This is a genomic window from Clostridium sp. AF28-12, from assembly GCF_003435225.1.
In the GTDB taxonomy this organism is placed as follows: Bacteria; Bacillota; Clostridia; order Lachnospirales; family Lachnospiraceae; genus Pilosibacter; species Pilosibacter fragilis.
In genome coordinates this window covers 63,771-89,066 of sequence record NZ_QWGJ01000012.1, presented here as the reverse complement: position 1 = coordinate 89,066, position 25,296 = coordinate 63,771, and the positions used below count along the sequence as shown (strand labels likewise).

Here is a 25,296-nt window from a genome sequence, read left to right as displayed (position 1 = left end):
AAAGGCGTTAAATCCATCATCCGGATTTTTCTCCGGGTGGATCGAACGCCTTTCTCATTTCTCTTCCGTTATTTATACTGCCACGTAACTATTCAGTACCTTCATAGTTACGTGCAAAAATCCATTCCAGATCAGCTTCGCTGATGGGATTTTTGCCTTCCAGCCTATGTTTTCTTACGGTCAGCGCAGCAAGTGCGCAGACCTACTGAACAGTTACACTGCCACAATGATTCCGCCGTCCCCTGCATAAACGGTAGCAAGTCCGGCTGTCTCGGTCACAATGATCTTTTTGAACTTTGCGGCCTGTTCAAATTTTTCTTTTACATACTGGGCACGTTCCGGCGCATTGCAGTGAGCGATCGTAAGACACTTATCTTCCACTGTTCCTGCATCTTTCACAACGATCTCCACCATTCTCTGAAGTGCCTTCTGGATTCCGCGGGCCTGATCCAGTTTGATGATCACGCCGTGATCCGCACCCATAACAGGCTTAATGTTTAATTTTGTCGCGAAGAACGCCTGAAGTCCGGTGAGTCGTCCGTTCTTTCTCAATGTATCCAGAGTTTCCAGAACGAAATACGTCTTCTGTCTGTCGCGGTACTCGAGAGTTTTCTTTACGATCTCTTCAAACGGAATATCCTGCTCACAGAGTTCCTGAACATAAAGCGCGAGATTTACTTCTCCGGTAGAAGCAGACTCAGAATCGATCACCACGATATTCTTCTTTCCGGTTCCAAACTCTTCCTCATAAAGATTCTTTGCGAGAACCGCACTGTTATAGCATCCGCTCAGGTGGGAAGAGATCGTAATAACAAATACATTCTCCTCCTCGCAGCAGTAAACTTCCTTAAATGTCTCTGGAGACGGGCAAGCAGTCTTCGGACACTCCGGGCTTTCCTTTACGATTTTTAAGAATTCCTTCTGGTTAAAATTCTTATCGTCAACAAACTGGTGGTCTTCCACCATAAGCGTAAACGGGATCAGGGTAAAATGCGGGTCCTTCCTCTGCTCCTCGGTAAGATCCATGCAGCTATCCCCAATAATTCTATAATTCATACTGCTTCCTCCAGCTCTATTCCCTATCACAGTTCTCATTTATTTTTCCCTGTGATGTAGTATTCAATACCATATATTATAGAGTGGCTTCTACAGAAAGTCAATAGAATGATAGAAAAACCTCGCTTGATATGTCCTGGAAACGTTACTGTACACGGGTAGGAATTTTCTGAACTGAAAATTCCGTACAATACAGTGGTGGTAGTGGATTTTGCCGATTCGGAATGCGAAGCATCGGCAAAATCAGTTACTGTTTGCGCAAGGCGTGAACAGTAACCTGCAAACAGAAAATCTCTGCCGGATATTCCCGGCAGAGATTTTCCCAATTCGATCTCCATACAAGATCTGATTACACCACAATATTTATATTATGTGGATAATCTTTCCAGCAGCTGCTTAGCACCCTCACAGCCGCATCTCAAATTATCGTCAAAAGTCAACTTCAGTTCCGTAATATGTGCAGGTAAGCAGCTTCGCCATATTCGCAGGATCGATCTCTCTCGGGTTCGATCCGGTACATGCATCGCCAACCGCGAGTTCCGCGATACGGTCCACCTTCTCCTTAAATTCGTCCTCATTGATACCGAATTCTTTCAGTGTCTTCGGAATATTCAGCTTCTCATTGAATTCATTGATCTTCGCGCAGAGACTGTTGAGCAGGGCCTGTCTGGATCTTCCCTCTAATCCCATTCTTCTTGCGATCTCCGCGTAACGGTCAGCTGCGACGGTATCCTTCGCGTTATACTGGATGACATACGGAAGATAGATCGCGTTCGCGCATCCGTGCGGAATATGTCCGGTGGAGAACGCAGCTCCCGTCTTGTGGGCCATAGAGTGAACGATTCCAAGAAGCGCATTGGAGAATGCCATTCCCGCGAGACACTGCGCGTAATGCATCTCCTCTCTCGCATGGATATTTCCATTGTAAGATGCCGGAAGGTATTCCAAAACCATCTCGATCGCCTGAAGTGCCAGCGGATCCGTAAACGGTCCATTTAATGTGGAGACGTACGCCTCGATCGCATGGGTCAGGGCATCCATACCGGTATAGGCAACCTGCTTCACCGGAAGTCCCATCACGAGATCCGGATCTACGATCGCAACGTCCGGAGTAATATTAAAGTCAGCCAGCGGATATTTCACTCCTGTCTGATAGTTTGTGATAACTGAAAACGCGGTCACCTCGGTAGCTGTACCGGATGTGGACGGAATCGCCGCGAATCTTGCTTTCTGTCTCAGTTCCGGGAAGCTGAACGGAGTGATCAGGTCTTCAAATGTAGTCTCCGGGTACTCATAGAACGCCCACATCGCCTTCGCCGCATCGATCGGGGAACCGCCGCCCATGGATACGATCCAGTCCGGCTCAAACTTGCGCATCGCTTCCGCGCCTCTCATAACGGTCTCCACCGACGGATCCGGTTCTACGCCCTCAAAGACTTCAACTTCCATTCCGCCGTCTTTTAAGTAATGAACAGCCTTGTCAAGGAATCCCTGGCGTTTCATAGAACCGCCGCCTACTACGAGAAATGCTTTCTTTCCCTTCAGATTTTTCAGTTCTTCCAGACATCCTTTTCCATGATAAATGTCTCTCGGTAATGTAAATCTTGCCATACGTTCTCTTCTCCTTTCACAATTCTGTCATTACAGACAGGGATCTCACGTTTCCGACCTGTGTTTCACAGGTTTTACTAAGAACCAACCACGCTTCGTTTTCCTAAGCTTTATACACATTATACCATTGTTAAATTATTAACGCAAGTATTTTGTTGTTAATTTCATAACATTTTTATATCGTCTAACTTTACTTTTCATGAGCAGTGAATGCGAGATCAAAAATATCTTCCAGCAGAATTCTTTCCCCTTCCTCTAAAATCAAACAATGACTCTCCTCGTCCACTCTCTTTATATGACCAGAGATCGTCCGATATGCTCCTCCGTCCTTCTTTTCATCGGGTACAAAAAAGGTTACTGTGATTTCCGGACGGGATTCCTGTTTTTCCAATAGAAGCCGCAGATTCTCATTCAGTTTTTCCTTTTCATATTCATCCAGCTCGATCCGCTTTTCTGTAATACGTTCCGTCTCTTTTAATACTGCGCCAAATCCGGTGAGCGCAGCAAAGGGAGCAAACTGGGCTGCCCTGTCCCTCACCGGCATCCGGGTATGCTTTGATTCTCCCGGATATGGAAGATCGATCATATCCCGATATTTCTCCCATGTACTCATGCCCTGTGACCTCCGATCTGGCTGTTCCGCTTTACCGCGGTCGCGCCCTCTTCCAGATTCATTCCCTTTAAGACCGCATTCTTTCCGAACTTTTTCTTGATCTCCAGAACCGCCTGCTGCATCCGTTTTTCCCGCGCCAATTCTTCCTCTTCCTTCTTTTTCTGCTCCACCTGTGTGCCGTAATCGGTAAAGAGATTCAACTGTTCGTACTCCTGCACTTTCTGTTCCGTTCCCTCACAGACCACATGGTTTGCGGAAATCGCGATCCGGCGCACAAGAAGCTTTGGATTCATGATCTCATCGTAGAGCTCCATAACCGCCTCCGTGATCCGTTTCGTGGAGGAAGTTTGCCCGCCAAGATTTCTGGAGCCGTGGGAGTGTTTCGGGATCCGTCTTCCATAACGGTCCGTGGATATCTCCCCGTTGTAGTTCTTTCTGAGTTTTGAATCCGTCAGGTTTTCGATATCGTATCCCACCGTCAAGACCACCTGGTCCGCTGTCAGCTTTTTCTCCACAAGATCCAGAGCCAAAAGGTCCGCCATCTCCCGCACGACGAGCCTTGCCTTCTGGACGGTATATGGACAGGCAAGAACCTGCCCGGATCCGACGCTGTGGTTTTCCGGCTGGTACGCCTTGACATCCGCGATCGTACACGGCTCATACCCCCAGGCATGGTCGATCAGAAGTTCCGCGTTGACACCGAACATCCGGTACAGAAGATCTTCGTTATAATAATCGTTTTCCTTTCCGAGGGAGCATCTGGCGATATCCCCCATCGTGTAGATTCCCCGTTCTTCCAGTTTTTTCGCGTATCCCCGGCCCACACGCCAGAAATCCGTCAGCGGACGGTGTCCCCACAGATATCTCCGGTAACTCATCTCATCCAGTTTTGCGATACGCACTCCGTCCGCGTCAGGTTCGATGTGCTTTGCCATAATATCCATCGCGATCTTTGCAAGGTACAGATTCGTTCCGATCCCCGCAGTCGCCGTAATTCCGGTTTCTTTCTGCACATTCCGGATCATCCGTGTCGTCAGCTCATGCGCCGACATATGGTATGTCTCAAGATAGGAAGTCAGGTCGATAAAGACCTCATCGATCGAATAGGAATGGATATCTTCCGGTGCCACATATTTTAAATAGATCTGGTAAATTTGTGAACTTTTCTCCATATAGTGGGCCATCTGCGGCGGCGCAGCGATAAAATCCAGCGCAAGATCCGGTCTTTTCGTCAGTTCAACCGCATCACAGGAACTTCCCGTGAATTTTCCACCGGGGGCCCGCCGCCTTCTCTCCCGGTTCACCTCTTCCACCTTCTGCTCCACCTCAAAGAGGCGCGCGCGTCCGGGAATCCCATACGCCTTTAAAGAAGGCGATACCGCAAGGCAGATCGTTTTCGATGTCCGGCTCCGGTCCGCGACGACAAGGTGCGTCGTCATCGGATCCAGTTTTCGATCCACCACCTCAACAGAGGCGTAAAATGACTTCAGATCGATCGCTGCGTAAATTCTGTTTGATCTATCCATCTTGCTCATTCTATCCGCCATAGCCCGTCTCCCTTCCGACATCAATTTCCATTTCCCCCACATACCTTCACAAAATATATGCACTCACTGGCAAGATCAAATTTAAAAAATCCCTATGCGGCCGCGCCGGATCCGCTTCAAACACCTGAATCCGCCCATTATCCGGTCCCCGGTCCTTAAACGCCGGAAACATAAATCCGCAGACCGGCATCCCCGGCTCATAATCTCCGCTCACCGGGCACACCGCACAGATCAGGAACCGGTAAACTTCCTCCGATTCCCAGAGGCTTTCCTTATCCTTTGCCTTTCTCGGAACATCATAATTCCCGTGAAAGAAATAGACCGCATAATCCCCCGACGCCGGATATTTTTCCCCAAACACTTCATAAAAAATATCAAGCAGTGCATCGTTTTTCAGCTCACACTCCCGCAGTGCGCAGAGCAGCTGCCACACACTCCCGGGCTTTTTCTCCTCCCCCGAAAAGACATATTCCTTCAACGCCACATTCGTCTCCGAAAACGGGATCGTCTTCGCGATATCAAGATTCTTCTGCTGATCTGGCAGGGAGAGCTGACGGAAATTCTTATTAAATGTCCCGTCTACAAACCCGTCCCTATCCAGATAAGCCCCTGCAATCCGGTCAAAGCAGTTTCTCTTCAATGTCATTCTTCTCGTAAGCTCCAGCATATCCTCACGGTTGATCTGATTCATATATTTTCTCCGTTTTCTCTGTTATTTAGTCTTAGCTTTTATTCAGTCTTATCTGTCATCTTCCAGCACTCCAAAAAACCTACAGAACCTGTCACCAACATCCCTTACTAATACATAGCCACTAAATGTCTCTGCGGCTTTCCTAATATGGTTTATCTCGATTCCAGACTCAATTCTCTCCCTAAAATCTTATGTTTCCATTATACATTTAGAACATATGTTCGTCAAGTTTTTCTATCTTTTCCTTCTTACAAGACTTACAGGACCTGCTGCCGACAGCCTCTTCCAACTTCATCGCAACAAAAAAGACCCCGCAGAGCATTCACACGCCCCGCAGGATCTCCCCAATTTCTCTTTTCCAAATTTAAATGGAATGCTGTCTCACATACTCCCAGGTATAAGTGCCGCTTTTTCCCTCATCCTCAAGGATAAACGGTGTGATCTCCTTATATCCCTCATCCTCCATCATATTTGCCGCCTCAAGACATGACTCAAGGTTATTTTCAAAATCTACGGAAATATATGGATTCTTGTCGGAATCTCCGTTGCCGTCCTGATCTAAATGTGCAATCGCGTACTGCATATTGGTAACTTCCTTTCTCATAAATATTTTTGATCAACCTGATTATAGCATAGCGCGGATAGGATATCAAGTAAATATCAGTAATTATTCCTGTTTTTATCTTGTCTGTTATTTCCTGTCCTTTCCCTGTTTTCTGTTTCTTCCTAATAAGATGCAGCCTCTGTCCATACGAGTCATTTTTTATCAAAAGATACCGTGAAAATCCTCAAAAACAAAGCCTTTCGTCTTCTTGACAATCCCCAGTGTTCACGCTATAATACAGAGAATGTAAAGCTAAAAATTATAAAGGGTCATTCTGCCCCGAAACAATAAGAAAGGTAAGACGTCATGGCTGATAAGAAACATATTTTAACTTATGCAGGACTGAAAAAATACGAGGATGAGCTTCAGGATCTGAAAGTAAACCGCCGTCGTGAGATTGCCCAGAAGATCAAAGAGGCAAGAGAACAGGGAGACTTATCCGAGAACGCCGAGTACGATGCTGCGAAAGACGAGCAGAGAGATATTGAGTTAAGAATCGAAGAGCTCGAGAAGCTGTTAAAGAACGCGGAGGTCGTTGTTGAGGACGAGGTAAACCTTGACAAGATCAACGTCGGATGTATCGTAAAGGTTTACGATGTCGATTTCGACGAGGAGATGGAATTCAAGCTCGTTGGTTCCACAGAGGCAAACAGCCTTGAGAATAAGATCTCCAACGAGTCCCCGGTCGGACACGCGCTGATCGGAAAACGCGTTGGTGACGTTGTTGACGTTGAGACACAGTCCGGAGTTATCCAGTATAAGGTACTCGATATTAAAAGAGTCGATTGATCGCCGCCGTGTACAGACGGGAAGCTTCCGGACTGAAAATTCTGTACACGACCGTATCGATCATACACAAAGACTACAGTGAAGGAGAAATAGAAAAGTGGCTGAACAGCAGAATCAGAACAAGAATGCAAATGCAAAAGAGCAGGATATCCACCAGCTCTTAAAGGTGCGCCGCGAGAAGCTTTCTGAGTTACAGACAGAGGGCAGAGACCCGTTCCAGATCACAAAATATGATCAGACAGCTCACAGCGCAGATATCAAGGATCATTACGCAGAATATGACGGAAAGGAAGTTTCCATCGCAGGACGTATTATGTCCAAGCGTGTCATGGGTAAAGCTTCCTTCTGCAACGTCCAGGATCTCAAGGGCAACATCCAGTGCTATGTATGCCGCGATGACCTCGGTGAGGATTCCTACAAAGACTTCAAGAGAATGGATATCGGCGATATCGTCGGCATCAAGGGCTTTGTATTCACAACAAAGATGGGCGAGATCTCTGTTCATGCCCATTCCGTAACACTTCTCTCCAAGAGCTTACAGATCCTTCCGGAGAAGTACCACGGACTTACAAACACAGATACCCGTTACCGTCAGAGATACGTTGACCTGATCATGAACGAGGACGTTAAGAAGACATTCGTTATGCGTTCCAAGATCATCAGCTGCATCCGCAGATACTTAGATGACCTCGGATTCCTTGAGGTCGAGACTCCGATGCTCGTCGCAAACGCAGGCGGTGCTGCCGCGAGACCGTTCGAGACACACTATAACGCTCTCGACGAGGATGTAAAGCTTCGTATCTCCCTTGAGCTCTACTTAAAGAGACTCATCGTCGGCGGTATGGAGCGCGTTTACGAGATCGGCCGTGTATTCCGTAATGAAGGTCTTGATACAAGACACAACCCGGAATTTACTCTTATGGAGTTATATCAGGCATACACGGATTACCAGGGAATGATGGATCTCACAGAGGATATGTTCCGTCATATCGCAAAGCAGATCTGCGGATCCACAACGATTCCGTACGCAGATGTCGAGATCGACCTTGGAAAGCCGTTCGAGCGCCTTACCATGATCGACGCGATCAAAAAATATACCGGTATTGATTTCAATGAGATCACTACGACTGAGAAAGCAAAGAAATTAGCAGATGAGAAGGGCGTTCACTACGAGGATCGTCATGTCCGCGGCGACATCATCAACCTCTTCTTCGAGGAATTCGTTGAGGAGCACCTGATCCAGCCGACCTTCATCACAGACCATCCGATCGAGATCTCCCCGCTTACCAAGAAGAAACCGGGTCACCCGGAGCAGGTTGAGCGTTTCGAGCTCTATATCTATGCCCGTGAGATGTGCAACGCATACTCCGAGTTAAACGACCCGATCGACCAGAGAGAGCGTTTCAAAGCACAGGAAGCAGCACTTGCTGCCGGTGATGACGAGGCAAATACCACTGACGAGGACTTCTTAAATGCCCTTGAGATCGGTATGCCGCCGACCGGTGGTATCGGATACGGTATCGACCGTCTTGTTATGTTATTTACAAACTCCCCGGCGATCCGTGACGTACTGCTCTTCCCGACAATGAAGTCCTTAGATTCCGACAAAAAATCTTCCAAGTCTTCCGTAGCCGCTCCGGCAGCAAAGACTGTTGAGAAGATCGATTTCTCCAACGTTAAGATCGAGCCGATCTTCAAAGAAATGGTTGATTTCGAAACATTCGCAAAATCCGATTTCCGCGCAGTTAAGATTTTAGCCTGTGAAGCGGTACCGAAGTCCAAGAAACTCCTGAAGTTCACATTGGACGACGGAGAGCGCAAGGACCGCGTGATCTTAAGCGGTATTCACGAGTATTACGAGCCGGAAGAGCTGGTTGGAAAGACAGCAATCGCGATTGTGAACCTTCCGCCGAGAAAGATGATGGGAATCGATTCCGAAGGTATGCTGATCTCAGCAGTCCATGAGAAAGATGGCCATGAGGGACTGAACCTCCTGATGGTCGATGACAGAATCCCGGCCGGTGCAAAGTTGTACTAATAACGAAACAATCTACTGTGCCCGGGTGGTTCCTTACGGAGCCGCCTGGGCACATTCTTTTTACATTAAAATACGCATCACATCGCCATTGATCTGATAACGGGAATGTGATGCGTACTTTTTTCATATGAATGTCTCCTGATCGCGGGTTACAGGACCCGCGATTTTACCATTCAGCCGTTCTACTTCGTGATCTGGAAGGACCGGTTGATCGGGGAGGCCAGATAGTTACCGCCAAGGACAACGACTGTCATGGTATAACGTCCCGGTTCTGTCGGCGGAGTTGTGGTGCTGGAGTATGCTCTCCATTTGCTTGTAAATCCGGAGGGATGAAGCGTTTTCTTTTTCATATCTGTATCCTCATGTTTCTCTTTAATTTTTTATTTTTCCTTACTTCTCTTTTTCATCACAAGACCTGCCGCCAGAAGGACCGCGCCTGCGGAGAGCAGAATCCCTACCGGCCACCACAGCTGCCCTGTCTGGGGAAGCTTCTTTTCATCCTCCACGGTTGTCTCCGTAGATGTCTCTGTTTCACTCTCTGCCGTACTCTCCTCCACTCTGGTTTCCGACTGTGTCTCCGCATCTGTGATCGTCACCGTCTCGTCAGCCGCTGTTGTGATCGTCGGCTTCTTATTCGGAGTCGGATCCCAGTCGTCATCATCGCTGTCATCATAATAACGGGTCGGAGAGGTCGGATTCGATGGATCCGTCGGGTTTGTGGGTTCCGTTGGGTTTGTCGGGTTTTCCGGTTCCTCAATATCACACTTGATATCTGCTTCCGCCGCGGCACCGCCCGCTTCCACGAGAACTGGTGCCAGAATGTAGGTCTTGCCGCCAACGGTCATCGGATCCCCCGTCACAAGGTAGAGAGCCTCTCCATCCGGAAGATTCCGAAAAACCACATGCTTTCCGCTTCCCGTTCCGGTCCGGTAAGGCTGGATCCCCTGCGCCTTCGCAAAATCTGCCAGAGTGATCGCAGCCTCTCTTGAACCACCCCCGGAAACATCCGCACCGGATGCCTGAAATTTCTCATTCAGCACATAGACACCCGCCTGTTTTTCTGCAACCCGATAGAGATATACCGTCATTCCGGCCTGTTCTGTTTTTATGTTCAGACTGCCCCGCTGTGCCGCGTAGGACGGATTTTGAAATATCACCATCCATACCGCAAGCACGGCAAAAATAAAGCCCAGGATCTTATTCTTTTTCCGAATTCCTGTCATCTTGGATTCCTTCCTTCTACATCGATTTCTGTATCTGATCTACATGCTTCTTTTTCTCTTCCATGCTGCTGCCGCTGTGCCCATAAACAGGAGTCCCAGACCCGTGAACATTCCCCGTCCCATTCCGCCTGTGGACGGAACCTTCTTATCGAGGACCGCACCTTCCACGGAGTCATGTTCTCCATCGTTGACCCAGGCTTCGTTAAACAGCTCGTCCCCCTGGATCGCGTCGTCTGTCACGACCGCTTCATAGGTCACTGTAATCGGATTTTCACCCGTCAGATCTTCATAATCGATGATTCCGGTATTAAAGAGTTTTACAAGATCAACCTCAACCCGGAATGCGTTGGAACCACTGGCTGTTACCGTGTAATACCCGGAAGGAACTTCTTTTCCATCCCTGCCCGCAGTCACACGGAGCGTACCGTCGATAAACTTCAGATACCGGTTCATCTCATCGTGGAAGACCATGGTCTCCACAACAGAATCCGGGATCGCATATTTTTCATCTGCTAAAAGGAACTGTCTGGCAATCTCATTGTCGTAGTTGTCCCTGATTACGCTTCCCGCTCTTCCGGCACCGGATGCGCTGTACACGCGGACTGTCTCCGCACCGGACGCACTGTGTACGCGGACTATTCCCGCGCCGGACGCACTATGTACGCGGACTTTGCGAATCTCCCTTGCGGAGTTTGCCGGTGAGGCGTTGGATGCCGTTACAACATAGCGTGCAAGCAGCTTTGGAAGACTGGAGGTCAGTGTAAACTCGATCTTCTTTCCCTGACTTACGGTTCCGATCTCATCCTCGCCGTCTGCCTTTTTATCGATCGGATAACTTGTCGTCTCGTAGATGTCCGCGCCATGAGCCGCCTTGATCTGGAATCCCGTCTCATATCCGCCGGAGGCTACCGATACGATATGACGGTTTTCCGGAAGGTCATCATCTACCTTCGCCACAGCCGCCAACGAAGAAAATGCCATGGCAGCCGTCATCGCAGCAGCGGCTGCGGTGACGGTCATGAAACTTTTCCATGATTTTTTCATGTCTCTACCTCGTTCTCATAACTAGCAACAATCCGAAAAGTCTGAATTACTGTTCTTCTTTCTTTTTCTTACCTGTCACGATCACAGCACCTGCTGCAACTCCCATCAGGGCGATTCCTGCTGCTGTGAAGGCTTTTGTTCCAACTCCACCGGTGGACGGAACATCTGGATCGATGACCGGGCCGTCAACGATATCCTCTTCGCTGTCGTTGACCCATGCACGGTTCTCCACCTTGTCTCCATTGATAACACTGTCTTTTACCGTTGCGTCATAAGATACGACGATCTGTGCCGCATTCTTCAGCTGATCATACGAGATCTGACCATCATTAAACGCTGCCACAAGTCCTACTGTTACCCGGAAAGTCTCACCTTCAAGATCTGTACGCACCATGTAATATTTCTCCGGCAGTTCCACAAGCTTTCCATTATTCATGATTTCGACTTTCAATGTAGCCTGATTAAGAGAAAGATTACTGCTCATCTTATCATGGAATATCAGCTGATAAGACTTCTTTTCTATAATATATGGTCTGTCATCATCTGGTCTGTCGTCATTTGGAGTACGTCTTTTTACCTGCGCTGACAGTGACTGCGGCAGATTGGATTCCAGTGTAAAAGAAATAACATCTCCTGGCCTTGCTGCCTCGATACGGTCCTGACCATCCGCTTTTTTGTCCACCGACGGTTTACTTTCCTTATCGCTGTCCCAGTAAATTCCATCTTTAAAATAAGTGAACGTTTTGATCAGATTGTTTTCATCAATTCCCGTAATGCTCAACGTTCTGGATCCACTTTCATTCGCTGCATCCACCAACTCCTCGATCTTTGCTTTGGATCCATCCGGATTTAATCCGGCATCAATGCCAAAATCTTCAATTCCTGTCACTCTCCAGCAGCCTTCGCTGTTCTCCGGCGCATGATATGTCGCATAAAATTCAATGGTTCCCGGCTCCACCGCCTCAACATAAAAACTGTTTGCGCCCATCTCATTGGAGGTCAATACTGGTGAGATCGTTTTCCCGTTTTCTCTCAGATTCACAAGTCCCACAAGTGCATTCACAAATGTGTTTCCAGAGATATCCGCGCGAACAGCCCCTGTATTACTCTGATCCTGAATCACTACTTTGGCGCGCAGATCATCCGTACCGGTTACCTTATTATTCTTAAAACTCAGCACTCCGCCATCCGAGCCGCCGCCAAAATATCCATGAATAGCAAAGCTACAGTCACGGAACGTATTCCCACTGACCATATTTCCAGATTCCGGAACTACAAAATTATCTCCAAAGAATTCAACTGCCTGCTTAAAACCTGAAATTTTACAATTTTTCACATCAAATCCCGGACTGTCAAATAAAATACCATCCGCAAATTGTGAATCTGTTCCCTTGATCGTACAGTTTTCAACATGAAGAGAAAAGCCAGTTCCACCTACTGCGCCATTGTGATTGGAAACCGCTGCTGTAAACTTTCCCTCTTCAGCCGGTACATTTCCAGCATCAATTGTAAGTCCTTTTAAAGTAATATTACTGCCAAACGCGTTAATTCCGCCAGCATCTGAAAGGTTGTCTGCCACTGACGCATTCATCACCTGAATAACGCTGTTTTTCTCTCCCTCAACCGTGATGTTCTTAAAATCTGCCGGAATTGTAAATCGGTCATATGTACCAGACTTTATTTTGATGGTCCACCCATCTTTATTTCCGTTCCCCGAGATCTGATTTATGGCCTCCTGGATATCCCCGGCTCCATCCTTCGCGTCAGCAACCGCTGTCTTTGACTCCAGATCGAGAGTTGCCCCAAAAGCGGTTCCTGAAAATGCTGTCATCGCTGCTGCCGCTGTGCAGACTACTAAAACCTTGTTCATTTTCTTTTTCATTTTCGATTCCCTCCATGTCAATTTATGTCGAAAAAAGCTCCGTTTTCACTTTTTGTGAACCGGCGCATTTTTTCCATCATTCTTCCGGTTCTGTTACCCGGTGTCCGCGGACAAGGAGCCTGTGGGTATTTACCCCATACGGAGTACAGGTATAAAGCGTCACAAGGTCTTTTCCGTTCTGGACATAAAGTTCTTCCGTCTCTTCCGGAAGTGTTACGAGGATCTGATCCACCTCATACGTGAATGTCTCGTTTAAGACATCCAGAGTGAACCGATCTCCCACTTCCAGTTTGTCCAGGTCAGTGAACAGTTTCGCCTTCACAAGACCGTTATGGGCGGCCAGCACACAATGGGTATTTTCACCGCCCACCGGCAGGCTTGTCCCATACCAGAAACCGGCGCCCGACTGAAGCGCCCGCTCTTCCGTTCCGTGGTAAATGGGAACGTGGACCCCGATCTTCGGAATGTCCACATATCCCATCATCCCTGTTTCCCATGGATCCAGAAGGTGGTCAAGCTCCTCCCGTTCCTCTGCGGGAACCAGAAACTGTTCCTCTTTCTTTGCAAGTCTTTCATTGTACTCTCTGGCCGCCTGGATCATTCCTTCGCAGTCGATCCCCTGAAACCGGTCATACGCCGCGATCGCCTTGTTGAACTGATACTGATAGTACCAGTCACAGATATGCGGGTACAGAAAAATTCCCAGTCCCAAAAGAAACATGACTGCTATGAGGATCCCGCGCCCGGTGAGCCATGAAGGTTTCCTGCCGGAATTACCGGATCCATGCTCCATTTGCATCTACCTGATATCCATCCGGTGTTGTGGTGTTCGCAAGTATTGCGCCAAGTGTTCCCTTGTCGGATGCTGTGTTGAAGTAATACCACTTGCCGTCGATCTCATGCCAGCCGGTGTACATGTGTCCTCTTGTGTTGTCCCGTTATCCTCCGTGAACTCGCCGCCCTCTAAGATCCAACGTCCGGACTTACCAGCTGCGTTTGTGGCTTTGCCTCTTGTGGAGGTGCTATAGTCATAATCACTGCCACTGCCGCTTGATCTCCACTTGTAGGTGATCGTGAAGGTCGTTCCACCTTTTCCTACAATATATCCAACCGGGAATTTATCCCAGGTCTGATCGCTGTAACTGCTGCTCTTACCCTTGGATGCAGGAATATCCGCAAGCGTGAGTTTCGTTCCAACCTCAAAGGTCTTTGTAAGTTCTGTCTGACCGTTCTCAGTAAATGTTCCGTTATATGCAGCTGTCTTGTTAAGCTCAATATCCGGGTCTGCTTCTGTTGACGCTGTTCCATCAAAGTTATGTTTCTTTGCAGCCGGTGTCAGCGTACCAGATGGTTCACCCGACACATCCGCCAACGACACTCCCGGCACAGACCCAACGACCATACAGGCCGTCATGAGTGCTGCCATAACACGTTTTTTCATTCCGCGCTTCTTCATCTCTCTTTTCCTCCTTCTTTGAATCGTGGATCGTAACTGTATCTCTGTCGAACAGTTACTGTGAGTCAATATTTCAATTGCTGCACACAGGATTCTTCTGCCTCTGTATGCTCACAAAGCTCCTCCTTTCCCCCTTGCTCCTTAAAAATTTATAAAAATCACTCCCTAAACTGCATTCTATGCAGCAAAGCTGCCCGGTATTCCTGCGGTTGGAAGTGTTTTTATCAGTATTGTGATCCCCCTGCGTCCTCAGGAATTTTCTTCGCGATATTTCGCTAAAAATGGATCATATAACCGCTTTTCCGCGTCCAGCCGCGCCTGAACTGCCTCCTCATAGGTTGCGAAGCTGCCAAGATTGTAGGACTTTCCCTGAAAGCCAATGGATGCTCTCCATCGGTTGTTTTCTCTTCTGTATACTCCGCGATGACTGGAAGTATTATTGGAAAATGTCTTTCTGCACGCGATCCGCTCCACACAGGTTCCGTCCATAAAATGGATGGTTTTCTTCATATTTACCTTTCTCTGTGCTTCCTGAAGACAGCCGCAGCTTCTTGTGACCCCGGAGCGGAGATTCTCTTTTTGGCAGATACATTGTTTTCCACAGTCACACTGGCAAAGCCAGTAGTCACTCATCCTGCCCGGACGATCCGCGCGATCACCTTCGGACGATCCACTTTGCTCCATCGTACCTTCCTTTTTTCTGTCAGCTCCGCTGCAGGTCCCAGAACCACAAGCCTGCCGTACCGCTGTCCGGTGAGATCAAGGCGTTTTTCCTGGAGTCGGATCCGTCTCCTGCAGCCACAGTTCTTCGTATGTCCGTTTTTCAGGTGTGAATCTTCTACGGTGCATGTATTCCCGCAGTCCCACTGACACCGCCAATAGGTTTTCGGTTTCCCTGAAATCTTCACTTTTTCAATTACCACGAGACTTCCGTATCGTTTTCCGATCATACATTTTTTCATTCAAAAAAGCCGTCCATGACATAATGTGTATTATGTCATGGACGGCTTGTCTTAGACGATCCTTCATCGTTCTTATATGAAATTTTCATACTTTTTACGCTTTCTAAAGTTAATTTAAAAAAGTATCCGATCTGCGAGTCTGCTTCCAGGACCGCATGTTTTTTTGAAAATCACTCGTCTAATCTGCCTGCAAAAGCTGCTCGCAAGATTTTTTCAAGATTCATGCATTCCACGAATACATTTCTCAATTCCAAAATTCCAGAAATTCCTGTATTTCCGACGAAATCCGACTTTTTCTCCAGGCAAGAAGGACCTCTGTTGTAAAATCGGCATCACAGACCTCACATGCTTTCAGCTTATCAGAAAGTTCCAGCATCGAAGTCGGCAGGATCGCGATCCCCATTCCCCGTTCCGCCATCGTGATCGCGGTCCTTGCATCTTCACAGGCAAGGTAGATATCGCAGACAAGTCCCGCCTCCTCAAACTTCGAGGCGATATATTTCTGAAACCGGTGGGACAGGATCAGGGGCTGTTCCGAGAGCTCCTGCAGCTGAAGCGATGTGCGTCCTTTTAAAAGAGGGAACTCCGGAACTGCCATGGCGAGAAGGCGTTCCTCGGCCAGAGTTTTCGTCTCACAGCCCCTTAACGTAATTGGCGTGCGCAGGGTCGTGAGGTCAAGGATCCGGTTCTCAAGCTGATCCCTCATCGTGAATGTAGATCCCTCGTGGATATCAAAATGGATATTGGGATGGCTTTTTGCAAAACGCATCAGGTAATGGGACATCATGGACACGGTGGACGGAGTCATTCCGATATGGATCGTCGCCGCCTGACTTGATTTTATGACCTCACGCTTCGTTACCTCCGAAAGCATCAGGATCTTTCCCGCCTGTTCGTAGAGCGTTTTTCCTGCCTCCGTCAGTGTGATATGCTTCATACCGCGGATAAAAAGCGGCACCTGAAGTTCCTCCTCCAGCATTTTCATCTGGTAGCTTAACGGCGGCTGTGTCATATGAAGCTCCCTCGCCGCCCCACTGATGGTTCCGGCGTCAACGATGGCCCGGAAGTATTCCAACTGTCTGATCTCCATCATCTCTCCTGTCTGACCGGCGATCTGCGGACCTCCACTCTCGCAGCGGTGCGAATTGTGGAATTCGGATCCCGGATCGTAAAAATCATAGTCTGAATACAAAGAATCTTCTTATATTATATAGATTTTATTTTATTTCTATACAAAAACAATAATTTACATATATTATAGGGGATGCTATACTTGAAACGCAAGAGAAAATTTAGAAAGGATCGAATCGAATCTACCATACATATGAAACGTATTGATTTTGAAAACGGAACCATAACGGGCAATATCCTCGGAGCCGCGCTCCCCATGCTGATTGCCCAGATCTTAAACCTTCTATATAATATCGTGGACCGCATCTACATCGCGCGGATCCCGGAGATCGGAACAGCCGCTCTCGGCGCGGTCGGCTTATGCTTTCCGATCATTGTCATCATCACAGCCTTCAGCAATCTCTTTGGAACCGGCGGTGCACCGCTCTTCTCGATCTTCCGCGGGAAAAAGGACCCTGACACAGCAAGGCGCATTATGAACACTTCTTTTACAATGCTCTGTGTCTGCGCGGTGATCCTGATGGCGGTCGGCTTCCTCTTCGCCCGCCCGATCCTGATCCTCTTCGGCGCTTCCGCTGAGGCCATCGTTTACGCCTATCCGTATATGATGCTCTATCTGATCGGAACCCTGCCGTCGATGATCGCGGTCGGCATGAACCCGTTTATCAACGCCCAGGGCTACTCCAGCATCGGCATGTTATCCGTCGCGATCGGTGCCGGAACGAACCTTGTGCTTGATCCGCTCTTTATTTTTGCCCTCGGACTCGGCGTCCGCGGCGCAGCCATCGCCACCGTGATCTCCCAGTGCCTATCTGCCGCCTTCGTCGTGTTTTTCCTCACGAAAAAATCCGAGTTGAAGCTGCGGTTCCTTCATAAGAATGAGATCCCGGAATGTACCGGACACGCGAAAAATATCCTCAGCCTCGGTGCAGCCGGATTTATCATGCAGCTCACCAACAGTCTCGTAACGATCTGCTGCAACAATATTCTTTCCGTCACCGGCGGCGATATCTATATCTCCGTCATGACCATCATCTCCAGTGTGCGCCAGCTTGTTGAGACTCCGATCCACGCCATGGTAGAGGGAACCTCCCCAATCCTGAGCTACAACTACGGTGCCCGCAGACCGGGACGCGTGCGGAAATCCATTCTGATCATGAGTCTCCTCGTTTTCGGTTACACGGCCGTCATGTGGAGCATGATCATCCTCATCCCGGAAACGCTGATCCGTATTTTCAGCTCGGACGCGACGCTGATCCAGGATGCAGTTCCGGCGCTGAACATGTATTTTGCGGCTTTTATCTTTATGGACCTCCAGTACATCGGTCAGGCGGTATTTAAATCCCTGAACAAGAAGGTCTTTGCGATCTTCTTCTCCCTGCTCCGCAAAGTATTCATCGTCGTACCGCTGACCTACTTTCTCCCCTACGCCATGCATATGGGAACCGACGGCGTATTCCTCGCTGAGCCGGTCTCCAATGTCATCGGCGGAACCGCCTGCATTCTCACGATGCTGATCACGATCATGCCTGAGCTGAAACGGATCGAGGTTGAGAACCGCAAGGCGGAATAAAAGCTTAAAGCGTTTTTTTGCAAAAAAATAGAAGTTCCTCGCGGAGCTTCTATTTTTTTCTGATCTTCGCCACAAAAAATCCCTCAAACAATTCATCCGGTCCCACGAGGAGTGTCCCCGGCATCGCGTTCGGAAGTAACGGAAGTTCCTTCGTCCACTCTTCCCCGATCGGTACAAGTTCTCCGCCTGAACTCTTTAACACGCGCTTTAAGAGACCTTCATTCTCCTCTTTTAAGATTGAGCAGGTGGAGTAGACCATCTCATGTCCGGATTTTAAGAGCTTCAGCGCTTTTTTTAACAGTTCTTCCTGCGTTCTCGCGGATCTTTCCACAAGTTCCTTTGAGATTTTTGTCCGGCAGACACCGTCCCGCACTTCTACGGTTCCGCTTCCGCTGCAGGGCGCGTCTAAGAGGATCCGGTCGAAGGAAAAGAAATCATCAAGCTTTCTTGCGTCCTCCACCATCACGTAGGTTCCGGATGCCCCCTGCTTTTCCAGATTGTATTTTAACTTTTCCGACCGCGCCTTATTCTTCTCGCAGGCCGTGATCTGCGCCTGATTTCCCGTCATCGCCGCCATCTGGGTCGTCTTTCCGCCCGGAGCGGCAGCCATATCGAGGACGGACTCTCCCGCCTTTGGACCGAGAAACAGCGGCGGCAGCATGGAGGAAAGGCTCTGGAGATAGATTCCGCCTTCCTTATAGATCGGAAGTTCCTGGATCTCCGGCTCCCTTGCACCCTCGATGATCATCGCGTCCTCATACCATGATACATTTTTAAACGCGATCCCGGCACCGGTAAGTGCCTGCTCCACCGAGTTCCGGTCCGCCTTTAGGGGATTGACCCGGAGTGTCACCGGGCGTCTCGCCTGATATCCCGCGAGGATCTTCGCGAAAGCTTCCTCTCCATACTGTTTTTTCAACATCTCTTCCAGAAATCCCGGAATCATCTGTTCCATAACCTGCTCCTTATCGATCTTTTCTTATCTCTTATCACAATTCACAAAAATATGTAACGATTCAGTACCTTCACAGTTACGCGCAGACCTGCTGAGAAGTTACCTTTCTGCACTTTAACACTTAAAGTTAAAGACATTGAGTCCTGTCTCCTCATCTTTTACACGATCCACAACTCCGTCAATCACCGTAATCACCATCTCGCAGGTTGCTCCGATAATGCCATGACTTAAATGCCCGCCGTACACATTGCCCTTCGCGTCGGCTGCCGCCGCGTGGATGTGGCTGTAATACTTGCCGTCCATCGTGTTGATGGTTCCTGTGAAAGAAACGATTTCAAACATTCCCTCGAAATCATTTCCCATAAACTGACGCCTTTCCAGATCATAAATTCCTACGGTCATGGAAGAAAATGTACCTAATGCGCTGACGCTCGCAAGCTTCACATCCTCAAGCATCGCGATGCGCTTCATCTTCTCAAGAACGTCCTCACCCTGATCGATCCTTGCTACGATCGTATTTCCAAATCTACGGTATTCCATCATTACCTCCTTCTATGCGCACCTACACCTCCCTGCCTGCAGACCTTCGCCCTGCTGCAGGATTGTGTTTTCCGGTGTGCAAAACAACATTCATTTTTTATGGTCTGTCTTTTATTATAAGACAAATTTTGTATACACGCAACACTCACAGAGCTTACAACTTCTATCTGAAACTCACCTCTGAAACTCTTATCGAATTCCGCAATCAGCTTCTACCCGGCGCACATGCTGCAAAAGAACCATATCCCCGGCATTACACTCTCTTATAATCCGGTGCCACCGCGCACCCGATTCCCATTCCACCCGGTCCGATATGACAGGATACGCCGAGGGACAGATTATCGTAGAGAAGCGGAACGCCCGGAAATGCCTCCCTGATCTCCTCGACCCATGCCGCATTCTCCTCGTCCGTTCCGCTGGAGGCCGCCAGAAGGTGAAGGGCGCCGTCATTTAACGCGTCCTGAAAGTTATCCCGGATCTCTGCCTGCATGGCCTCGATGGCCGCCTTCTTTGCTTTTACGATCCCGTGACATTTCTTAAAGGAGTCCAGCTTTCCTGTCTGCAGCTTCAGGATCGGCTTGATATTAAACACAGATCCCAACGCCGCTGCCGCTGGTGTCACTCTTCCGCCTTTCTTTAAGCACTCCAGCGTCTGGAGCGCGATATAGATCATCATCCGGTCTCCCGCCCTTTCAAGAAGATCACGGATCTGTTCTGCCTCATATCCCTTTTCGATCATATCCAACGTATCTAATACCATCTGGTGGAGCGGAGCCGCAACCTGTCCGTCATCTACAACGAGAACACGCCCCTCATACGCTTCATCCTTCGCCAACATCATCGCCGTCTCGTAGGAACCGCTGAGACCGCTGCTGATCGGCATATAAAGAATCTTTTCAAACTGCTCCAGCGCCTTATCCCAGATTTCCATCACCGCAGTCGGGGATGGCTGGGACGTCGTAATATCCGCCCCGGCCGCCAGCTTCTCAAAAAAAAGTTCGCGGGACAGTGTAACGCTCTCATAAAAACACTCCCCATCGATGTAAAACGGCATCGGCAGGACAAAAATCCCAAGTTTTTCCGCCTCTTCCTGGCTGATGCTGCTGTGACTGTCTGTTACGATTCCAATCTTCTTCATATAGGTATTTCCTCTTTCATTCTCTGATCCGACGCAGCCGGATTCCTGTAAAATCAAATCATTTTTGTCTAAAATATTTTGAACATCTAAATATCGTAACATTTTCATTCTTTCCAGTCAATAGGGTGGACGCAAAAAAATGACAGATTGTCACTATTGTAAATTGTAAACAAGTGAAAACACGCTTCGCGAGTTTCCCCTTGTTATCGCGACAATCGCCAAGGTCTCGCGCAAGCGCGGACTTTGGCTCGTTGTTCGCGTAAATAAAAGGCGCTGTGTCACATCCTATTTTCCATGACACAGCGCTCAAAATTTTTTCTGTTATTTCCCTTGCAGTTTTATGTAAACTGCATATTCATACAGCCGGGAATCTCTTCCTGCATATATGATACTTATTTGGTAACTGTTCAGTAGGTCTGCGCACTTGCTGCGCTGACCGTAAGAAAACATAGGCTGGAAGGCAAAAATCCCATCAGCGAAGCTGATCTGGAATGGATTTTTGCACGTAACTATGAAGGTACTGAATAGTTACCTTATTTGTAATTTACGATCTTTCCAAAATCAGCCTTTAAGGACGCGCCGCCGACAAGTCCTCCGTCGATATCCGCCTGCGCAAAGAGCTCTGCAGCGTTTCCGGCGTTTACAGATCCGCCGTACTGGATGCGGATCGCTTCCTTTGTTGCCTCGTCGTAGATCTCACCGATGCACGCACGGATCGCTCCGCAGACTTCCTCAGCCTGCTCCGTGGTAGCTGTCTTTCCGGTTCCGATGGCCCAAATCGGCTCGTAAGCGATCACAGCAGTCTTTGCCTGATCTGCTATCACGTTCTGGAACGCGATCTTCACCTGTTTGCGGATCCAGTCCAGAGTGATTCCCTGTTCTCTCTGAGTAAGAGTCTCACCGCAGCAGATGATCGGGGTCAGTCCATGCTCGAATGCCTTTAAGACTTTCTTATTGACAGTCTCATCTGTCTCAGCGAAGTACTCTCTTCTCTCGGAATGTCCGATAATCACATATTTTACGCCGGCATCTGTCAGCATGTTCGGGGAGATCTCGCCTGTGTACGCGCCCTTCTCCTCGAAATACATATTCTCAGCGCCAACCTCGATATTGGTTCCCTCGCATGCCTTTACGACAGGAATGATGTCGATAGCCGGTACGCAGAATACAACGTCCGCTTCCTCCGTCTTAACGAGCGGCTTTAATGTCTCAACGAGTGCCACTGCCTCGGACGGAGTCATGTTCATTTTCCAGTTTCCAGCGATAATTTTCTTTCTTGCCATGGTTCTCTACCCCCATATATACCAATTTTATATCACAAAATCCGGGACGGGATCGCCGTCCCGGATCTGGAATCTCGGACACTATAATATTTACAGCCAGGAAAGTAAATGCGTACATTTGCTCCCCACCGTGCATCTTCTTGTTTTTATTTCATAAAAACAAGAAGCCGGGGGCGCGCCCCCTATGCCTGAAAAGACCTGAAAAGGCTTATGCAAGCGAGCTTGCAGCGCCTTTTCATGCCTTTTCAGGCGCACTGTGTACTGGTTTCATTCATTATTTGTCATCCGCTGCAGCAACGCCCGGAAGCTCTTTTCCTTCCAGGAACTCCAAGGATGCGCCGCCGCCTGTGGAGATATGGCTCATCTTATCACCGAAGCCGAGCTGATTGACTGCTGCCGCGGAATCGCCGCCGCCGATGATCGTTGTAGCGTCTGTCTCAGCAAGTGCTTTCGCAACCGCGATGGTACCTGCAGCGAGAGTCGGGTTCTCGAATACGCCCATCGGTCCGTTCCATACAACCGTCTTTGCACTCTTTACAGCTTCTGTGTAGAGCTTGCAGGTCTCCGGTCCGATATCAACGCCCTCTTTGTCTGCCGGGATCGCGTCCACGGAAACGTACTCAACCTCAACCGGTGCGTCGATCGGGTTCGGGAACTCAGCAACAACAGTTGTATCTACCGGAAGGAGAAGCTTCTTTCCAAGCTTTTCTGCCTTCTCCATCATCTCCTTGCAGTAGTCGATCTTTGTATCGTCAACTAAGGACTTACCGATCTCCTTGCCCTGTGCCTTTAAGAAGGTATAAGCCATACCGCCGCCGATGATGAGGGTATCACACTTCTCAAGCAGGTTGGAGATCACATTTAACTTATCAGCAACCTTTGCGCCGCCGAGGATCGCTACGAACGGACGAACCGGATTCTCAACCGCGTTTCCAAGGAACGCGATCTCTTTCTCCATCAGGTATCCGACTACGTTGGAGCCGCCCTTTGCGGAGATGAATTTTGTAACACCTGCTACGGAAGCGTGTGCTCTGTGGGAGGAACCGAATGCATCGCATACATAATCGTCTGCGAGATCCGCGAGCTCTTTGCTGAACTTCTCGCCGTTCTTTGTCTCCTCAGCGCCACGGAAACGTGTATTCTGAAGAAGGACTACGTCCCCTTCTTTCATAGCATCCACTGCCTTTGTTGCAGCTTCACCGGTTACATTGTAATCAGAAACGAATACAACTTCCTTTCCAAGCTTTGCGGAAAGGCTCTTTGCAACCGGTGCAAGGGATTCTCCCTCGTTCGGTCCGTTTTTAACTTTTCCGAGGTGGGAGCAGAGAATTACCTTGCCGCCATCGTTGATCAGCTTCTGGATCGTCGGGAGAGCCGCGTTGATACGTGTCTCATCTGTGATCTCGCCGTTCTTAAGCGGTACATTGAAATCGCAGCGGACTAAAACTCTTTTACCTTTTACGTTGATATCATCAACTGTTTTCTTATTTAAAGACATGTCGGAATTCCTCCTTGATATTTTCTGACAGACATCTTCCTGTCTTCCGACCCACGGCAGCCGCCGGAGTCTTACGCGGGAGGCGGGCTTTCGCGCGCTTTCCGTGTAAAAAAGAATGTGCCTTGGCACATTCTCGCGCCTCGTGCGGTCGCTTGCGACAGTTTACATCTTCGCACGAGTGCGCATCTTTGGCACGTCAGTGCCTTTTTATGCAACAGGGAATTCCTCGTAATTTCCTGTTACATAAAAAAGGGATCCGGTCCTCAACAGACCGGACCCCTCAGTGAGTCTAATTTGTCACAATTTCTGTGGACCGATTAAGCATTTAACAGTTTTCCGAAGTGCTTAATTGTACGAACCATCTGGCTTGTGTAGGAGTTCTCGTTGTCGTACCAGGATACAACCTGAACCTCAGATGTGTTCTCGTCGATCGGGAGAACCATTGTCTGTGTTGCATCGAAGAGAGAACCGTATCTCATACCAACGATATCGCTGGAAACGATCTCATCTGTGTTGTAGCCGAAGGACTCGTTGGAAGCTGCTTTCATTGCTGCGTTGATGGATTCCTTTGTCGGCTGGCCCTTAACAACAGCTGTTAAGATCGTTGTGGAACCTGTCGGTGTAGGAACACGCTGAGCAGAACCGATGAGCTTACCGTTTAATTCCGGAATTACAAGGCCGATTGCCTTTGCAGCGCCTGTGCTGTTCGGAACGATATTGATCGCTGCTGCACGGCTTCTTCTCTTATCGCCCTTTCTCTGCGGTCCGTCAAGTGTCATCTGGTCGCCTGTGTAAGCGTGGATCGTGCACATAATACCGGACTGGATCGGGTAAGAATCGTTTAATGCCTTTGCCATCGGAGCAAGGCAGTTTGTTGTACAGGAAGCAGCGGAGATGATGTGGTCATCTTTGCTTAATGTCTCGTGGTTTACGTTGTAAACGATCGTCGGAAGATCGTTTCCTGCCGGAGCGGAAATGATAACGTGCTTAGCGCCTGCATCGATATGAGCCTGTGCTTTTGCTTTGGATGTGTAGAAGCCTGTGCACTCAAGAACAACGTCTACACCGATCTCGCCCCACGGAAGCTCTGCTGCGTTTGCTTTCGCGTAGATCTTGATCTCTTTGCCATCAACAGTGATAGAATCCTCACCGTAGGATACTGTATCCGCAAGAGCGTATCTGCCCTGTGTGGAATCATATTTTAAAAGGTGTGCGAGCATCTCCGGAGAAGTTAAGTCGTTGATCGCAACGATCTCGAATCCTTCTGCGCCAAACATCTGTCTGAATGCAAGACGGCCAATACGGCCAAAACCATTAATCGCAACTTTAACTGCCATTTTTCTTTTCCTCCTAGAAAATGATGTGTGGTCGTTTCATAACCATTCAGCATGTCCGCACGTTTCACGGAACATAAAGGATACTCTGAAACGCCAAACAGTTATGATTGTTAAATATTAATCAACCTTGGTTTTATTGTACATAATTCTGCCAGAAATAGCAAGTCCTTTTTACAAACTTTTCCCAATATGAATCGAAGATTTTCTCCTTTTTTCGGCAAAAGCCGGGAATCCCTCTTTTTTTCGTCATCTTTCCTCTTGAAACTCCTTCTTTTTTTTTTTATACTAAGGCATAAATATCAATACCCTGTATTCCACTATGGAG

Annotated in this window: 24 protein-coding genes; 3 read left to right on the top strand and 21 right to left on the bottom strand. The window is 48.6% G+C overall.

Annotation, left to right across the window (positions count from 1 at the left end; genetic code table 11):
- Positions 1-213: 213 nt before the first annotated feature.
- The 6 genes from DWY93_RS11225 to DWY93_RS11200 form a co-directional block, all read right to left on the bottom strand.
- Positions 214-1,056 carry a DegV family protein gene (locus DWY93_RS11225; RefSeq protein ID WP_117472285.1) on the bottom strand — a complete coding sequence of 281 codons (843 nt, stop codon included), beginning with the start codon at positions 1,054-1,056 and terminating at the stop codon, positions 214-216.
- 429 nt (positions 1,057-1,485) lie between these two features.
- Positions 1,486-2,667: an iron-containing alcohol dehydrogenase gene (locus DWY93_RS11220; protein WP_117472284.1), complete on the bottom strand. Its 1,182-nt coding sequence runs from the start codon at positions 2,665-2,667 to the stop codon at positions 1,486-1,488.
- A 190-nt stretch (positions 2,668-2,857) separates the two neighbouring features.
- Positions 2,858-3,280 carry a hypothetical protein gene (locus DWY93_RS11215; RefSeq protein WP_015554951.1) on the bottom strand — a complete coding sequence of 141 codons (423 nt, stop codon included), beginning with the start codon at positions 3,278-3,280 and terminating at the stop codon, positions 2,858-2,860.
- A complete protein-coding gene (locus DWY93_RS11210) occupies positions 3,277-4,827 on the bottom strand; it encodes a DNA methylase (protein ID WP_242990598.1) in 1,551 nt (516 codons plus the stop codon). The genes DWY93_RS11215 and DWY93_RS11210 overlap by 4 nt, the downstream gene beginning before the upstream one ends.
- 46 nt (positions 4,828-4,873) lie before the next feature.
- A complete protein-coding gene (locus DWY93_RS11205; protein ID WP_117470633.1) occupies positions 4,874-5,518 on the bottom strand; it encodes a DUF4317 family protein in 645 nt (214 codons plus the stop codon).
- Between the two features lie 364 nt (positions 5,519-5,882).
- The gene (locus DWY93_RS11200; protein WP_015554955.1) at positions 5,883-6,101 is read right to left on the bottom strand and encodes a hypothetical protein; all 219 of its coding nucleotides are present in this window, start codon (positions 6,099-6,101) and stop codon (positions 5,883-5,885) included.
- 327 nt (positions 6,102-6,428) lie between these two features.
- On the opposite strand from DWY93_RS11200, the gene greA reads away from it, so the two are divergent.
- Entirely contained in the window at positions 6,429-6,911 is a 483-nt protein-coding gene (gene greA, locus DWY93_RS11195; RefSeq protein WP_015554956.1) for a transcription elongation factor GreA, read from the top strand.
- 97 nt (positions 6,912-7,008) lie between these two features.
- The gene (lysS, locus tag DWY93_RS11190; protein ID WP_117470632.1) at positions 7,009-8,949 is read left to right on the top strand and encodes a lysine--tRNA ligase; all 1,941 of its coding nucleotides are present in this window, start codon (positions 7,009-7,011) and stop codon (positions 8,947-8,949) included.
- Positions 8,950-9,131: 182 nt separating this feature from the next.
- Here the strand turns inward: lysS and DWY93_RS17180 are convergent, their stop codons facing one another.
- From DWY93_RS17180 to DWY93_RS11150, 9 genes are all read right to left on the bottom strand, one after another.
- Entirely contained in the window at positions 9,132-9,299 is a 168-nt protein-coding gene (locus tag DWY93_RS17180) for a hypothetical protein (RefSeq protein ID WP_015554957.1), read from the bottom strand.
- A 30-nt stretch (positions 9,300-9,329) separates the two neighbouring features.
- Positions 9,330-10,172, bottom strand: coding sequence for an LPXTG cell wall anchor domain-containing protein (locus DWY93_RS11185; RefSeq protein WP_117470631.1), 843 nt, complete (start codon positions 10,170-10,172; stop codon positions 9,330-9,332).
- A gap of 39 nt (positions 10,173-10,211) precedes the next feature.
- Positions 10,212-11,216, bottom strand: a complete 1,005-nt coding sequence (locus tag DWY93_RS11180; RefSeq protein ID WP_117472282.1) for a hypothetical protein — start codon at positions 11,214-11,216, stop codon at positions 10,212-10,214.
- A gap of 46 nt (positions 11,217-11,262) precedes the next feature.
- On the bottom strand, positions 11,263-13,098 hold the full coding sequence (locus tag DWY93_RS11175) for an isopeptide-forming domain-containing fimbrial protein (RefSeq protein WP_117470629.1): 1,836 nt from the start codon (positions 13,096-13,098) through the stop codon (positions 11,263-11,265).
- Between the two features lie 76 nt (positions 13,099-13,174).
- Positions 13,175-13,891 carry a class C sortase gene (locus tag DWY93_RS11170; protein ID WP_015554961.1) on the bottom strand — a complete coding sequence of 239 codons (717 nt, stop codon included), beginning with the start codon at positions 13,889-13,891 and terminating at the stop codon, positions 13,175-13,177.
- Positions 13,872-14,015 (bottom strand): hypothetical protein, encoded by a 144-nt coding sequence (locus DWY93_RS11165; protein WP_117470627.1) that lies wholly within the window; start codon positions 14,013-14,015, stop codon positions 13,872-13,874. The genes DWY93_RS11170 and DWY93_RS11165 overlap by 20 nt, the downstream gene beginning before the upstream one ends.
- A 788-nt stretch (positions 14,016-14,803) precedes the next feature.
- A complete protein-coding gene (locus DWY93_RS11160) occupies positions 14,804-15,238 on the bottom strand; it encodes an AP2 domain-containing protein (RefSeq protein ID WP_117470626.1) in 435 nt (144 codons plus the stop codon).
- On the bottom strand, positions 15,184-15,516 hold the full coding sequence (locus tag DWY93_RS11155) for a hypothetical protein (RefSeq protein ID WP_015554964.1): 333 nt from the start codon (positions 15,514-15,516) through the stop codon (positions 15,184-15,186). The genes DWY93_RS11160 and DWY93_RS11155 overlap by 55 nt, the downstream gene beginning before the upstream one ends.
- 244 nt (positions 15,517-15,760) lie before the next feature.
- Entirely contained in the window at positions 15,761-16,708 is a 948-nt protein-coding gene (locus tag DWY93_RS11150; protein WP_242990597.1) for a LysR family transcriptional regulator, read from the bottom strand.
- 132 nt (positions 16,709-16,840) lie between these two features.
- Here DWY93_RS11150 and DWY93_RS11145 point away from each other — a divergent pair, with 132 nt between their 5' ends.
- Positions 16,841-18,220, top strand: coding sequence for an MATE family efflux transporter (locus DWY93_RS11145; RefSeq protein WP_117470661.1), 1,380 nt, complete (start codon positions 16,841-16,843; stop codon positions 18,218-18,220).
- A 49-nt stretch (positions 18,221-18,269) separates the two neighbouring features.
- Here the strand turns inward: DWY93_RS11145 and DWY93_RS11140 are convergent, their stop codons facing one another.
- The 6 genes from DWY93_RS11140 to gap all read right to left on the bottom strand — a co-directional run bounded on the left by DWY93_RS11140 (position 18,270) and on the right by gap (position 24,971).
- Entirely contained in the window at positions 18,270-19,175 is a 906-nt protein-coding gene (locus DWY93_RS11140; RefSeq protein WP_117470625.1) for an RsmB/NOP family class I SAM-dependent RNA methyltransferase, read from the bottom strand.
- A gap of 114 nt (positions 19,176-19,289) precedes the next feature.
- Positions 19,290-19,715: a PPC domain-containing DNA-binding protein gene (locus DWY93_RS11135; protein ID WP_117470624.1), complete on the bottom strand. Its 426-nt coding sequence runs from the start codon at positions 19,713-19,715 to the stop codon at positions 19,290-19,292.
- Between the two features lie 253 nt (positions 19,716-19,968).
- Complete coding sequence (locus DWY93_RS11130) at positions 19,969-20,853, bottom strand: DegV family protein (protein ID WP_117470660.1); 885 nt, start codon at positions 20,851-20,853, stop codon at positions 19,969-19,971.
- A gap of 533 nt (positions 20,854-21,386) precedes the next feature.
- A complete protein-coding gene (gene tpiA / locus DWY93_RS11125; protein WP_117470623.1) occupies positions 21,387-22,136 on the bottom strand; it encodes a triose-phosphate isomerase in 750 nt (249 codons plus the stop codon).
- Positions 22,137-22,410: 274 nt separating this feature from the next.
- Complete coding sequence (locus DWY93_RS11120; RefSeq protein ID WP_021905278.1) at positions 22,411-23,634, bottom strand: phosphoglycerate kinase; 1,224 nt, start codon at positions 23,632-23,634, stop codon at positions 22,411-22,413.
- A 317-nt stretch (positions 23,635-23,951) separates the two neighbouring features.
- Positions 23,952-24,971 carry a type I glyceraldehyde-3-phosphate dehydrogenase gene (gene gap, locus DWY93_RS11115; RefSeq protein WP_015554972.1) on the bottom strand — a complete coding sequence of 340 codons (1,020 nt, stop codon included), beginning with the start codon at positions 24,969-24,971 and terminating at the stop codon, positions 23,952-23,954.
- Positions 24,972-25,296: the final 325 nt, after the last annotated feature.

Excerpts from the sequence above, each read along its gene's own strand:
- DWY93_RS11225 (WP_117472285.1), bottom strand. The coding sequence starts at position 1,056 with ATGAATTATAGAATTATTGGGGATAGCTGCATGGATCTTACCGAGGAG.
- DWY93_RS11220 (WP_117472284.1), bottom strand. The coding sequence starts at position 2,667 with ATGGCAAGATTTACATTACCGAGAGACATTTATCATGGAAAAGGATGT.
- DWY93_RS11215 (WP_015554951.1), bottom strand. The coding sequence starts at position 3,280 with ATGAGTACATGGGAGAAATATCGGGATATGATCGATCTTCCATATCCG.
- DWY93_RS11210 (WP_242990598.1), bottom strand. The coding sequence starts at position 4,827 with ATGGCGGATAGAATGAGCAAGATGGATAGATCAAACAGAATTTACGCA.
- DWY93_RS11205 (WP_117470633.1), bottom strand. The coding sequence starts at position 5,518 with ATGAATCAGATCAACCGTGAGGATATGCTGGAGCTTACGAGAAGAATG.
- DWY93_RS11200 (WP_015554955.1), bottom strand. The coding sequence starts at position 6,101 with ATGCAGTACGCGATTGCACATTTAGATCAGGACGGCAACGGAGATTCC.
- greA (WP_015554956.1), top strand. The coding sequence starts at position 6,429 with ATGGCTGATAAGAAACATATTTTAACTTATGCAGGACTGAAAAAATAC.
- DWY93_RS17180 (WP_015554957.1), bottom strand. The coding sequence starts at position 9,299 with ATGAAAAAGAAAACGCTTCATCCCTCCGGATTTACAAGCAAATGGAGA.
- DWY93_RS11185 (WP_117470631.1), bottom strand. The coding sequence starts at position 10,172 with ATGACAGGAATTCGGAAAAAGAATAAGATCCTGGGCTTTATTTTTGCC.
- DWY93_RS11180 (WP_117472282.1), bottom strand. The coding sequence starts at position 11,216 with ATGAAAAAATCATGGAAAAGTTTCATGACCGTCACCGCAGCCGCTGCT.
- DWY93_RS11175 (WP_117470629.1), bottom strand. The coding sequence starts at position 13,098 with ATGAAAAAGAAAATGAACAAGGTTTTAGTAGTCTGCACAGCGGCAGCA.
- DWY93_RS11170 (WP_015554961.1), bottom strand. The coding sequence starts at position 13,891 with ATGGAGCATGGATCCGGTAATTCCGGCAGGAAACCTTCATGGCTCACC.
- DWY93_RS11165 (WP_117470627.1), bottom strand. The coding sequence starts at position 14,015 with ATGTACACCGGCTGGCATGAGATCGACGGCAAGTGGTATTACTTCAAC.
- DWY93_RS11160 (WP_117470626.1), bottom strand. The coding sequence starts at position 15,238 with ATGGAGCAAAGTGGATCGTCCGAAGGTGATCGCGCGGATCGTCCGGGC.
- DWY93_RS11155 (WP_015554964.1), bottom strand. The coding sequence starts at position 15,516 with ATGAAAAAATGTATGATCGGAAAACGATACGGAAGTCTCGTGGTAATT.
- DWY93_RS11145 (WP_117470661.1), top strand. The coding sequence starts at position 16,841 with ATGAAACGTATTGATTTTGAAAACGGAACCATAACGGGCAATATCCTC.
- DWY93_RS11140 (WP_117470625.1), bottom strand. The coding sequence starts at position 19,175 with ATGGAACAGATGATTCCGGGATTTCTGGAAGAGATGTTGAAAAAACAG.
- DWY93_RS11135 (WP_117470624.1), bottom strand. The coding sequence starts at position 19,715 with ATGGAATACCGTAGATTTGGAAATACGATCGTAGCAAGGATCGATCAG.
- DWY93_RS11130 (WP_117470660.1), bottom strand. The coding sequence starts at position 20,853 with ATGAAGAAGATTGGAATCGTAACAGACAGTCACAGCAGCATCAGCCAG.
- tpiA (WP_117470623.1), bottom strand. The coding sequence starts at position 22,136 with ATGGCAAGAAAGAAAATTATCGCTGGAAACTGGAAAATGAACATGACT.
- DWY93_RS11120 (WP_021905278.1), bottom strand. The coding sequence starts at position 23,634 with ATGTCTTTAAATAAGAAAACAGTTGATGATATCAACGTAAAAGGTAAA.
- gap (WP_015554972.1), bottom strand. The coding sequence starts at position 24,971 with ATGGCAGTTAAAGTTGCGATTAATGGTTTTGGCCGTATTGGCCGTCTT.